At 73.6% G+C, this 12003-nt stretch carries 10 protein-coding genes; 5 read left to right on the top strand and 5 right to left on the bottom strand.

Going from position 1 to position 12003, the window contains the following annotated elements; translation table 11 throughout:
• Positions 1-167: 167 nt before the first annotated feature.
• Positions 168-1646, bottom strand: coding sequence for an aminopeptidase P family protein (locus tag GCE86_RS15620; RefSeq protein ID WP_154227656.1), 1479 nt, complete (start codon positions 1644-1646; stop codon positions 168-170).
• A 111-nt stretch (positions 1647-1757) separates the two neighbouring features.
• Here GCE86_RS15620 and asnB point away from each other — a divergent pair, with 111 nt between their 5' ends.
• Positions 1758-3719 (top strand): asparagine synthase (glutamine-hydrolyzing), encoded by a 1962-nt coding sequence (gene asnB / locus GCE86_RS15615; protein WP_154227655.1) that lies wholly within the window; start codon positions 1758-1760, stop codon positions 3717-3719.
• A gap of 61 nt (positions 3720-3780) precedes the next feature.
• On the opposite strand, the gene GCE86_RS15610 is transcribed toward asnB, so the two are convergent.
• A complete protein-coding gene (locus GCE86_RS15610; protein WP_154227654.1) occupies positions 3781-4896 on the bottom strand; it encodes a lytic polysaccharide monooxygenase auxiliary activity family 9 protein in 1116 nt (371 codons plus the stop codon).
• A 328-nt stretch (positions 4897-5224) separates the two neighbouring features.
• Between GCE86_RS15610 and GCE86_RS15605 the strand changes: the two genes are divergently transcribed.
• On the top strand, positions 5225-6154 hold the full coding sequence (locus GCE86_RS15605) for a carbohydrate kinase family protein (protein ID WP_154227653.1): 930 nt from the start codon (positions 5225-5227) through the stop codon (positions 6152-6154).
• A gap of 4 nt (positions 6155-6158) precedes the next feature.
• Here GCE86_RS15605 and GCE86_RS15600 read toward each other — a convergent pair whose 3' ends face one another.
• Positions 6159-7379, bottom strand: coding sequence for a multidrug effflux MFS transporter (locus GCE86_RS15600; RefSeq protein WP_154227652.1), 1221 nt, complete (start codon positions 7377-7379; stop codon positions 6159-6161).
• A gap of 81 nt (positions 7380-7460) precedes the next feature.
• On the opposite strand from GCE86_RS15600, the gene GCE86_RS15595 reads away from it, so the two are divergent.
• Positions 7461-7907 (top strand): MarR family winged helix-turn-helix transcriptional regulator, encoded by a 447-nt coding sequence (locus GCE86_RS15595; RefSeq protein ID WP_154227651.1) that lies wholly within the window; start codon positions 7461-7463, stop codon positions 7905-7907.
• 15 nt (positions 7908-7922) lie between these two features.
• On the opposite strand, the gene GCE86_RS15590 is transcribed toward GCE86_RS15595, so the two are convergent.
• Together GCE86_RS15590 and GCE86_RS15585 are read right to left on the bottom strand one after the other, a co-directional pair.
• Positions 7923-8753, bottom strand: a complete 831-nt coding sequence (locus GCE86_RS15590; RefSeq protein WP_154227650.1) for an MBL fold metallo-hydrolase — start codon at positions 8751-8753, stop codon at positions 7923-7925.
• On the bottom strand, positions 8750-9154 hold the full coding sequence (locus GCE86_RS15585) for a thioesterase family protein (protein ID WP_154227649.1): 405 nt from the start codon (positions 9152-9154) through the stop codon (positions 8750-8752). Before GCE86_RS15585 ends, GCE86_RS15590 begins: the two co-directional genes overlap by 4 nt.
• A gap of 93 nt (positions 9155-9247) precedes the next feature.
• On the opposite strand from GCE86_RS15585, the gene GCE86_RS15580 reads away from it, so the two are divergent.
• Together GCE86_RS15580 and GCE86_RS15575 are read left to right on the top strand one after the other, a co-directional pair.
• Positions 9248-10759, top strand: a complete 1512-nt coding sequence (locus tag GCE86_RS15580) for an RNA-guided endonuclease InsQ/TnpB family protein (protein WP_163636719.1) — start codon at positions 9248-9250, stop codon at positions 10757-10759.
• 136 nt (positions 10760-10895) lie between these two features.
• Positions 10896-11993, top strand: coding sequence for a phosphatase PAP2 family protein (locus GCE86_RS15575; RefSeq protein ID WP_154227647.1), 1098 nt, complete (start codon positions 10896-10898; stop codon positions 11991-11993).
• The last annotated feature ends 10 nt before the right edge of the window (positions 11994-12003 follow it).

Raw genomic sequence — 12003 nt, 5'->3', positions numbered from 1 at the left:
AAGAAATCGCGCATTTGACTCACATCCTGCCCGACGGCCCAGCGGGGGCCGGGTGCCACCAAGCGGGCGCGAGCAGCGCAGACGACGACGGGCCCGGCACCGGCGTCGTTACCGCGAGGAACCTCGCAGACGCCGGCGGCGGGCCCGCCGGTGGTCGTGTCTGTCGGTCAGCCGGGCAGGCGGGGGCCTGCCTCGCGCTGCTCGGCCAGCCAGGTCTCCACCTCGTCGGAGCGGCGCGGCAGGCCGGCCGACAGGTTCACCGGGCCGTCGGCGGTGACCAGGATGTCGTCCTCGATCCGCACGCCGATGCCGCGCAGCTCCTCGGGGACGAGCTCGTCCTCCGGCTGGAAGTAGAGCCCCGGCTCGACGGTGAGCACGTAGCCCTCGCCGAGCGGCCCGTCCCGGTAGGTCTCCTTGCGGGCGTTGGCGCAGTCGTGCACGTCGATGCCGAGCATGTGGCTGGTCCCGTGCAGCGTCCAGCGGCGGTAGACCGTCGACGCCGGGTCCATCGCCTCGTCGACGCTCACCGGCAGCAGGCCGAGGTCCTTCAGCGCCTCGGCGAGCACCCGCATGGCGGTCAGGTGGACCTCGCGGAACGCCACGCCCGGCTTGATGACGTCGATGCCGGCCTGCTGGGCGGCGTAGACGGCGTCGTAGACCTGGCGCTGGAGCGGGGTGAACCGGCCGTCGACCGGGAGCACCCGGGTGACGTCGGCGGTGTAGAGGTTGCGGTTCTCCACGCCCATGTCCATGAGCAGCAGCTCGCCCGGGCGGGTGGCGCCGTGGTTGTGCACCCAGTGCAGGATCGTGGCGTGCTCGCCGGCGCCGACGATCGAGCCGTAGCCGACGTCGTTGCCGTCGTGCCGGGCGCGCAGCGCGAAGACGCCCTCCAGCAGCCGCTCGGAGACCCCCCGGTCGGCCGGGAGCGCGCGGGCCACGTCCTCGAAGCCCCGGACGGTGGCGTCGCACGCCTCCTGGAGCTGGGCGATCTCCCACTCGTCCTTGACCAGCTTCAGCTCGGAGATCGCGATGGCCAGCTCGCGGTCACGGCCCGGCTGCCCCTCGGCGCGGGCGCCGTCGTACGGCCGGATCGCGGCGTCCACCCGGGCGTCGAAGCCGCGCAGCACCCGCGTGCGGCCCGGCGCCAGCTCGGCCAGCGCCGCGTCCAGCTCGGTCAGGTCGGCGGTGGGCAGGCCCAGCTCGGTCGACTTCTCCTTCAGCGTCGGCCGCCGGCCCACCCACAGCTCGCCGTGGCGGCTGCGGAAGAACTCGTCGGTCGCCCGGGACGACCGGGGCCGCATGAACAGGGTGGCCTCGCCGCCCGGCCGGAGCACGAGCACGCTGTCCGGTTCCAGGTCGCCGGTCAGGTACGCGAAGTCGCTGCCCGGCCGGAACCGGTGGTCGGTGTCGTTGGCGCGGACCTTCTCGGTGCCGGTGGGGATGACCAGCGTCTCGCCCGGGAACGCCTCGGCCAGCGCGGCCCGCCGCTTGGCGTGGTTGGGCACCTCCGGCCGGGGGCCGACCGGCAGCTCCGTGTCGCGCCAGCCCTGCCGCATGAAGGCCAGGAACGCCTCCGGGAAGTCCGGGTCGTGCGATTCGGTGCCGTCCGCCGGCTTGCCCTGCTGCTGTGCCCGCTCCTCGGCCATGATCCGCCTCCTTGCGCCTCGTCGCTGACGCAGACGGTACCGCGCGCGGGAGAACGGGGAGTGCCTGCGGTGCCGCGACGGCGGCTTCCGGCGCGTGGGAAGATGATGACCATGTGCGGACTCCTGGCCTTCTTCAGCGCGCGCGGTGACGCCGCCGCTCACCGCGACCACATCGCCGGAGCACTGGAGTGCCTGCACCACCGCGGCCCCGACGAGACCGGGGTCGAGGTGGTCGGCGACGCCTCCGGCCGGTACGCGGACGGGGTGTTCGCGCACAAGCGGCTGGCGATCATCGACGTGGCGCTCAGCCACGAGCCGCTGCCCTACGCGGGCGGCCGCTACCTGCTCACCTTCAACGGCGAGATCTACAACTACATCGAGCTGCGCGACGAGCTGATCCGCGACTACGGCGCCCAGTTCGCCACCAACGGCGACGGCGAGGTGATCGTCGCCGGCTACCACTACTGGGGTGAGCAGGTGCTCACCAAGCTGCGTGGCATGTTCGCCTTCGTGATCTGGGACCGGCAGGAGCGGCGGGCCTTCGGCGCCCGGGACTACTTCGGCATCAAGCCGCTGCACTACCTGGAGACCCAGGACGGGCTCTACCTGGCCTCCGAGAAGAAGGCCCTGCTGCCGTTCGCGCACTCGGCCTACCAGGGCGACGCGGGCATCGACCCGGCCAACCTGAGCCACTACCTGACCCTCCAGTACGTGCCGGAGCCGGGCACGCTGCACCGCGGCATCAACCGGATCGGGTCGGGGGAGTACCTGACCTGGACGCCGGGCGGCCGGATCGAGGTGCGCCGCTGGTACCGGCCGGTGTTCCGGCCCGCCCCGGTCTCCGACGAGCAGAAGCTCTACCACGAGATCCGGGAGACGCTGCGGGAGAGCGTCCGGATGCACATGCGCTCGGACGTGCCGGTCGGCTCGTTCCTCTCCAGCGGCATCGACTCCACCGCCGTGGTGGCCCTGGCCCGGGAGTTCAACCCGAACATCCTGACCTTCACCGTCGGTTACGACGTGCCCGGCTACTCCGAGATCGACGTGGCCCAGGACTCGGCCCGGCACCTCGACGTGACCACCATCCCGACCAAGATCGGGCCGCAGGACATGATCGAGGCGCTGCCGAAGATCGTCTGGCACCTGGACGACCCGGTGGCCGACCCGGCCCTCGTGCCGCTCTACTTCGTGGCGAAGAAGGCCGCCGAGCACGTCACCGTGGTGCTCTCCGGCGAGGGCGCCGACGAGTTCTTCGGCGGCTACACGATCTACCGGGAGCCGCTGTCGCTCAACGCGGTCAACAGCCTGCCCGGCGGCGTGCAGAAGGGCCTGCGGGCGGTCTCCAAGGCCATCCCGCAGGGCGTGAAGGGCAAGAGCTTCCTGGAGCGGGGCACCACCCCCATCGAGGAGCGCTACTACGGCAACGCGCGGATGTTCACCGAGGAGGAGAAGCAGCACCTGCTGCGCCGCTACGACCCCTCGGTGCGCTACACCGACGTCACGGCGCCCATCTACGCCGAGGCGACCGAGCTGGACGACGTCACCAAGATGCAGTACGTCGACCTCTACACGTGGCTGCGCGGCGACATCCTGGTCAAGGCCGACCGGATCTCGATGGCGCACTCGCTGGAGGTCCGGGTGCCGTTCCTCGACCGCGAGGTGTTCAACGTCGCGGCGGGCATCCCGGTCGATCTGAAGCTGCCGCCGCGCTCGGAGGCCACCAAGTACGCGATGCGCCAGGCGTTGCAGGGCGTGGTGCCGCCGGCCATCGTCAACCGCAAGAAGCTGGGCTTCCCGACCCCGACCCGGGTCTGGCTGCGCGGCGAGATGTACGAGTGGGCCCGGCACGTGCTGGCCACCTCCGGCGCGGGCGACCTCATCGACCTGTCGTACGCGATGCGGCTGCTGGAGGAGCACAAGCGGGAGGAGGCGGACCACTCCCGCAAGGTGTGGACCGTGCTGATCTTCTGCATCTGGCACGCCATCTTCGTGGCGAAGACCCTCGACCCGGGCATCCAGCGCAACCAGTCCGCCCTGCTCACCAAGCCGGTGGTCGGCAGCATGGTCCGCTGAACGCGAACGGACGCGACAAGGGCCCCCGGGACACGTCCCGGGGGCCCTTCTCAGTTCGACGTCACCGGCCGGTGCAGGTGACCGTGGGCAGGGTGTTGGTGCCGGAGGCGTTCGCCGTGAAGCCGAACGTCGTGGTGCCCTCCGGTGGGACGCTCCCGTTGTAGGCGGCGTTGGTGACGGTCACCGCCGCCCCGCTGGTGCTCACCGTGCCGTTCCACAGCTGGGTGATGCTCTGGCCGCTCGGCCAGGTCCAGTTCGCCGTCCAGCCGGCGTACGTCCGGGTGCTGTGGTTCATGATCATGACCTCGCCCTGGAAGCCGCCCTGCCAGGCGCTGACCACCTTGTAGACCGCCATGCACGTGCCCGACGGCATGGTCGGCGTCGGGCTCGGCGAGGTCGGGGTCGGGGTGGGGGTCGGGCTGGTCGGGCCCGGCGTCGGCGTGGTGGGGTTCGGCGAGGGCGTCCCGCCCGAGCCGATCCCGGTCACCTCGCCGTTGCCGCCGTCGAAGGTCACGTCCGAGCAGCCGAAGAAGTTCTCCTGGCTGTCCGAGCGGACCCAGCGGGAGTAGATGATGTGCCGGCCGCTCTTGTTCGACGGCAGCGAGCCGGTGAAGTAGTAGTGCCCGTCGTTGGTGCCCACCGAGCCGCGCTGCGGCGGGTTGGTCACCTGGAGGAACGGCTGCTCCTCCAGGTCGCTCCAGGCCAGCGGCCGGGTCGGGCTCCAGCTGTCCTTGGTCACGTAGAAGTAGAAGGTGCCCGGGTGGTGGGCCCAGTTGCTGTAGCGGAACTCCATCGACCGCCCGGCCGTCAGGTGGGTGACCGGCCAGTCGGTGCGGGCCAGGTCGTAGCCGCTGAAGTTCGGGTTGCCGCCGCTGCACAGCTTGCCGTCGGGAATGAACCCGACGGTCCGGCCGCCCGCGTCGGAGCGCAGCACGCTGAACCAGTTGTAGAGCGAGTTGGTGCCGCTCTGGGCGACCGCCGCCGAGCAGGCGGGGTTGTTCGGCCGGATCTCCCCGGTCGCGGTGAGACCGTCCTTCCAGCACAGGTAGGTCCGGGCGCCCGGCGTCATCGCCGCGCCGTGTGCGGCGGCCGGGTCGGGGCCGGTGACCAGGGCGAGCGCGCCCAGGGCCAGGGTGGCGGCCGCGACGAGCAGCGCGGCCGTACGGGATCGGTGCACGGGATCTCCTGACTCGCGGGGCGCGACCGCGGCGGCCCGCCCCGCTGCGACGAGCGGATGCGACGATCGCGGTGCCACGCCCGGCGGCCGGAGTGCGGCCGGGGCCGTCGGGGGACGCGCACCGCCTGCGGTCCGTGCCACGGACCGGTTGAGTGCCCTCGCGTCGGCTCGACCCGGCGGCGCGGCAGCCCCCGCGCCCTCCCGGCACGCGCAATCCCATCACGTCCAGGTATCCCGCGCAATAGCCGCTCGTCGATGCGGGCGGTCTCGTCGCGCCGGGACCCGCCATGCGCCAGGATCAGGGGTACGACGGACGGAGGGAGCCAGGATGGGGTACGCGGTGGTGCTCGGCGAGGCACTGGTCGACCTGCTCGACGCCGTGCACGACGGGGAACCCGTCTACCGGCAGGCGATCGGCGGCGGGCCGCTGAACGTCGCCGTGGCGGTGGCCCGGCTCGGCGGTGACGTCCAGTTCGTCGGGTCGCTCGGCGACGACGCGCTGGCCACGCGCATCCGCGGCTTCCTGGGAGCTGCGGGCGTGGGGCTGGACGGGGCGGTCACCGTGCCGGCGCCGACGGCGCTGGCGGTCGCCACCTTCTCCGGCGCGGAACCGGACTTCCGCTTCTACGGCGAGCCCCGGTCGTACGCCCTGCTGACCGCCGACGACCTGGACGTGGCCCTGGTCGAGGGCGCGCAGGTGCTCTACTGCGGCTCGATCGTGCTGCTCGACCCGCCGGTGCTGGCCGCCGCCCGCCGGGCCTGGGCGATGGCCGGCGCGCTGCGGGTGTTCGACCCGAACGTGCGGCCGAGCCTGCTCACCGGCCCCGGCGCGCTGGACGGCCTGCGCGCGCTGGTCGCCGAGTTCGCCGCGAGCGCCCACCTCGTCAAGCTGAGCGCCGCCGACGCGCGCCACCTCTACCCGCGCGAGCCGGTCGAGGGCGTCGCCGCGTACCTGCGGGAACTGGGCGCCGCGACCGTGGTGGTCACCCTCGGCGCGGACGGCGCGCTGGTCGCCGCCGCCGAGGACGTGGTACGCGTCCCCGCGCCGAAGGTCGACGCCGTCGACGCCACCGGCGCGGGCGACTCGGTGATGGGCGCCCTGATCGCCGACCTGCTGCACACCGGCGAGCCGGTGGACCCGGCGGGCTGGCGCGACCGGGTGGCCTTCGCCCTGCGGGTGGCCGGCCTGGTCTGCGAGTCGCCCGGCGGGGCCACCGCCATGCCCACGCGGGAGGCGGTGGCCGAGCGATTCCGCTGACCGGTCAGCGCGGCCGGGCCAGGGTGAGCACGGCCGTCAGCGACAGGGCGGCGGCGGCCGCCAGCACGGCGGCCATCGGTACGGCGCTGCCCTCGCCGCCGAGGCCGACCAGCGGCGCGGCCACCGCGCCGACCACCGACTGGACGGCGCCCATCAGCGCGGCGGCGGTGCCGGCGTGCCGGGCGTGCGCGTCGAGCGCCAGCGCCGTGCTGTTCGGCGTCACCATGCCCAGCGAGCCGACGAAGGCGAACAGCGCCACCGCAACCACGGCGAGGCTGCCGGCCAGCGCCCCGGTGAGCACGCCGGCCGCCGCCACCATGCCGACCACGAGCGCGGTGGCCAGCAGCCGGCGCGGGTGGAACCGGTCGAGCAGACGCGCGTTGGCCTGCCCGGTCGCCACCAGGGCGAGCGCGTTGAGCCCGAAGATCAGGCTGAACGCCGCCGCGGAGACGCCGAAGACGTCCTGGAACACGAACGACGACCCGGAGATGTACGCGAACAGCCCGGCGAAGGCGAAGCCCTGGGTCAGCGCGTACCCGAGGTAGACCCGGTCGGCGACCAGCGACCGCATGGTCCGGGCGGTGGCGACCAGGCCGCCCGTGCTGCGGCGCTCCGCCGGCAGCGTCTCGGGCAGGCGCAGGGCGACCGCCACGGACTGCAGCAGCCCGATGCCGGCCAGGGTGAGGAAGACCGCGCGCCAGTCGCCGAACCGCAGCACCAGGCTGCCCACGCTCGGCGCGGCCACCGGCGCGACGCCGAAGACCAGGGTGAGCCGGGAGAAGTACTTCGCGGCCGCCCGGCCGGAGTAGAGGTCGCGGACCACGGCCCGGGCGACCACCACCCCCATGCCCCCGGCCAGGCCCTGGGCGAACCGCGCGGCGGCCAGCATCGGCGCGCTCGGCGCCGCCGCGCAGGCGAGCGCGAGCAGGGTGTACGCGACCACGCCGATCAGCACCGGACGCCGCCGCCCCCACCGGTCGCTGAGCGGGCCGGTGACGAACTGGCCGACGGCCAGGCCGATGAGGCAGGTGGTCAGCGAGAGTTGGATGCCGGCCTGGTCGGCGCCGAGGTCGCGGGTCATCGCGGGGAACGCCGGGAGGTACATGTCCAGCGAGAGCGGGCCGATCGCGGTGAGCGTGCCGAGCAGCACCAGCAGCGTCGCGCCACCGCCGGCCGCGGCCGGGTGGGCGGTCGGGCGCGCGGCGGTCCGCACGGTCTGGTTCACGAGGTTCCCCCTGAGGTCGGTGATCTCCGGGTAACCTTAGCTCTGTACTCAGAACTATTGCGATGTGAAGCAGGTGACTCCGTGACGAGTGAGGAGCCCGTTGCGCGGTTCGGCGCCGTCGTGGGGGAACTGCACCGACTGCTGCGCCGCAAGGTCGTCGTCCGGGCCAACCGGGACTCCCTGCCCGAGGCTCAGGTCGAACTGCTGCACCTGGTCCGCGCCGAGCCGGGGATCAGCGGCAAGGAGGTCGCACGCCGGCTGGGCACGGCGCCGAACACGGTCAGCACCCTGGTCCGCGAGCTCACCGACGTCGGGCTGCTCGCGCGCGACCGCGACCCGGACGATCGCCGGGTGGCGCGGCTCACCCTCACCGACGCCGCCCGCACCCGGATGGACGACTACGCGGCCCACCGCAGCGCGCTGCTCACGGAGGCCCTGGCCACCCTCGACCCACCGGCCCGCGAGGCGATCCTCGCCGCCGCCCCGCACCTCGACGCCCTGCTCGCCGCCCTGCGCGCCCGCCCCTGACCGCGTCGCGGGCGGTCAGGCGGCGCCGTCGAGCTCGGCGTAACCGCGTCGGGCCGCGATGAGACCCGGGCGGGCGCCGAACGGCGACTCGGCGGCCACCCGCTCGGGCGGGGCGCTGCCGGTGTGACCGGCCCGGATCAGCCAGGCCTGCCGGGCGAGCTCGGCGTGCTGGGCCTGGACGAACGCCACGTCGACCGGGTCGCCGTGCCCCGGCACCACCACCGTGGCCGGCGTGGTCAGCCGGAGCAGCGCGGCCACCGCGTCCGGCCACTGCACCGGGTACGACTCCTCGAAGGCCGGCGGCCCGCTCTGCTCCACCAGGTCGCCGGCGACCAGCACGTCCGCGTCCGGCACGTGCACCACCAGGTCGGCGTCGGTGTGCCCGTGCCCGGGGTGGTGCAGCACCACCCGCCGGCCGCCGATGTCCAGCACCGCCTCGCCCTGCACCGGGTGGGTCGGGGCCAGCAGCTCCGTGCGGGCCAGCTCGGCCGCCAGCTCCGGCTGCTCCGCGCGCATCTCGTCGGCCGCGGCCCGCCGCAGCTCGTCGGGGTGGTCGCGGAGCACCGCCGCGGCCTGGGCGTGCGCGTAGACCGGGCGGGGCGGGTCGGCGGCCAGCGTGGCGTTGCCGAAGCAGTGGTCGAAGTGGTGGTGGGTGTTCACGATCGTCCACGGGTGCGGGGTGACCGCCCGGGCCGCCTCGGCCAGCTCCCGGGCCTGCCCCGCGGTGGAGAGGGTGTCCACCAGCAGCGCCGCGCCGTCGCCCACCACCAGCGTGACGTTGACGTGCAGCAGCGGGTCGCGCAGCACGTGCACGCGGTCGGCGATCTCGACGAACCGGGCGGTCATGACGCCCGCACGGCACGCTCGACGAAGCGCTGCCGGTCGACCAGCGCCCGCTCGACCCGGCCGGTCGCCACGACCTCGTTCCCGTCGGTCACGACCACCTCGAAGGTCAGCCGCCGGCCGTCGACCTTGACCAGCTCCGCCCGCGCGGCGACCGTCCGGCCGACCGGCGTGGCCGCCCGGTGCTCCAGCTCGATGCGGGTCCCGACCGTCGTCGACCCGGACGGCAGCCGGGTCGCGGTCGCCGCCACGGTGGCCGCCTCGGCCAGCGCGAGCACCCGGGGCGTGCCGAGCACCGGCACGTCGCCCGAGCCCACCGCCTGCGCGGTGTCCGTGTCGGTGACGGTCAGCTCGACCCGGGCGGTCAGGCCCGGGGCGAAGGGGGACTCCGGCTGCTCCTGCATGCGCCGAGCCTACGGCGTGGTCCATAAGTGAGCGGCTGGTACTGGGCGTTGTGAGTCATGGGTTGTGGGTCGGCCGGTGGGGTTTCTGGTTTTGTGCAGGTGGTGGGCTGTTTGTCGGGGGTTGGTGGCATGGTGTGCGGCCGTGGCCCGTTTCACACGTTCAGGTTCTGTCTGAGCCCGACCGCCGAGCAGGAGGTTGTGTTGCGTCGGCATGCGGGTGCGGCCCGGTTCGGCTACAACCAGTGCCTGCGGCTGGTCAAGGACGCTTTGGACCGCAAGCGTGGTGGGACGGTCGGCAAGGTGCCGTGGTCGGGCTTCGACCTGATCAACGCGTTCAACGGGTGGAAACGCTCGGGTGACGCGGGCCGTGTGATGGTCGCTGCGGGTGACGGGACCGTCACGGTGCAGGTGACCGGTCTGGCGTGGCGGGGTGAGGTATGTCAGCAGGTTTTTGAAGAAGCCGCGGTTGATCTCGGCCGGGGCCTGTCCGCGTACACGGCATCGCGCACCGGCCACCGGCGGGGTCGGCGGGTCGGTTTTCCGAGGTTCAAGTCCAAGAAACGCGCACCGTTGTCGTTTCGCATCCGCAGCAGGACCTCCGCCGCGGGCCGGGCGGGTATCCGGGTCGGTGAGCACGCGCCGCGTACCGTGACCCTGCCCGGCATCGGCGCCCTAGCGGTACGGCAGGACACCCGCCGGCTGCGGCGCATGCTGGCCAAGGGGCGAGCGAAGGTCGTGTCCGCGACGGTCAGCCACCGGGCCGGCCGGTGGGCAGTGTCACTGACCTGCGAAGCCGCCGACCTGCACGACGCCCGCCGCCACCCGCCGAACACCAGCAGCGCAGGGTGGGTGGGTGTCGACCGGGGCCTGTCGACGTTCGTCGCCGCAGCGCGCGCCGACGGCACGCAGGTCCTGCGGGTCGACGGCTGGCCACGGCCCGCCCGGGCCGCGATGGCGCGCCAGCGCCGCCTGTCCCGGAAGGTCACACGCAAACAGCGCGGCTCCCACAACCGCGCCAAGGCCGCGGCCCGGCTGGGCCGCCACCACGCCCGGGTGGCCGCGATCCGGCGCCGTTTCCTGCACCAGGTCTGCAACCAGCTGGTCAATACCCACGACCGGCTCGCCATCGAGACCCTCACCATCACCGGCATGCTCAGCAACCGGCGCCTGGCCTCGGCGGTCGCCGACGCGGCATGGGGCGAACTGGCCCGCCAACTGGCCTACAAGCAGCAATGGCGCGGCGGCCAACTGGCCCTGGTCGACCGCTGGTACCCGTCGACCAAGACCTGTTCGGCATGCCGAACCGTGGCCCCCGCGATGCCTCTGCACCAACGCACGTTCACCTGCCAGATATGCGGATATCAGGCCGATCGGGACCACAACGCCGCAGTCAACCTCGCCATCTGGGCCGAGCAGCACCACGCCCAGGTCCGGGACCTCCCCGCAGGGGGCCCGGTCACCAACGCCGGCCGAGGGGAAGGCCCTGGCCCGCGCACACGCGCGGGCGAAACCGGCCCCGATGACGCAGGAACCGCACCCACCCCACCCCGGGCGAGGCGCGGACGCCCGAGAAGGGCGCTGTCTCACAACTCCACCGAGTTATGAAACAGGCCGTAGTGCAGCGGCCCCGGGCCCGGGCGGCGTCCGGACCGCCCCGCCGGCGGCCCTCGGAGGGGGCGATCGGCCCGGCGTCGGCGGTCGGCGTCGGCGGTCCCGTCGCGCGCCGTTAACCTTGTCCGCGATGGCCGTGCTGACTGATCCCCCGCCCCCCGCCCCCGCCGGACCGACCGCGTCCCCCGACGGCGGGCGCCGTCGCGTGGTGGCGATGACCATCTGGGGCATCGGCTTCGTGGCCGCCTGGCTCGCCATCGGCCTGCCGACCGACCCGGCGTACGCGTTCCTCTGGATCTGGGCGGGCACCATCGCCTGGCACTCGTCCCGCCCGTGGCGCAGCCACCTGCGCTTCGCCCGGGACTGGATCCCCGTGGTGCTGCTGCTGGCCGCGTACAACCTGTCCCGGGGGTTCGCCGACAACGGCGCGACGCCGCACGCCATGGAGCTGGTCGTCGCGGACCGCTTCCTGACCGGCTGGGCCACCGGCGGCGAGGTGCCCACCATCTGGCTCCAGCAGCACCTCTACCGGCCCGACCAGGTGCACTGGTGGGACGTGCTGGTGAGCTGGATCTACTTCTCGCACTTCGTGGCGACGCTCGCCGCCGCCGCGGTGCTCTGGCTGCGCGACCGCGCGCGCTGGGGCGCGTACATGCGGCGGTGGGGCTTCCTCTGCGCGGCCGGGCTGGCCACCTACTTCCTCTACCCGGCCGCCCCGCCGTGGTGGGCCGCCCAGAACGGGCTGATCGGCGACGTCGCCCGGATCTCCACCCGCGGGTGGAAGGAGATCGGCATGCACGGCGCGGGCAACCTGCTCAACGCCGGGCAGATCGCCTCCAACCCGGTGGCCGCCATGCCCTCGCTGCACACCGCGTTCGCCCTGTTCGTGGTCCTGTTCTTCCTGCGCGCGACGCGGAAGCGCTGGTGGCCGCTGCTGCTGGCGTACCCGCTGGCCATGACCTTCACGCTGATCTACAGCGGCGAGCACTACCTGATCGACGTGCTGGTCGGCTGGGCGTACGTGGGGCTGACGTTCCTCGTGGTGGGGCTGGCCGAGCGCTGGTGGGCGGCCCACCGGGCCCGCCGCGCCGCGGTCACCCCGGCCGCGGAGGCGACCCCCGCCGCCGAGCCGGCCCGGGCGGCCGACGCCGCTGTCGCCGACGCGGCCACGCCCACGGCCGCCCCCACGCCTGCCACCGACCCGGCCACCGTCCCGGCGGAGCGCTGACCGGTCGGGC

The organism is Micromonospora terminaliae (assembly GCF_009671205.1).
Classification (GTDB): domain Bacteria; phylum Actinomycetota; class Actinomycetes; order Mycobacteriales; family Micromonosporaceae; genus Micromonospora; species Micromonospora terminaliae.
The sequence above is the reverse complement of the archived record's forward strand: the minus strand, read 5'-3'. Positions and strand labels throughout refer to the sequence as shown.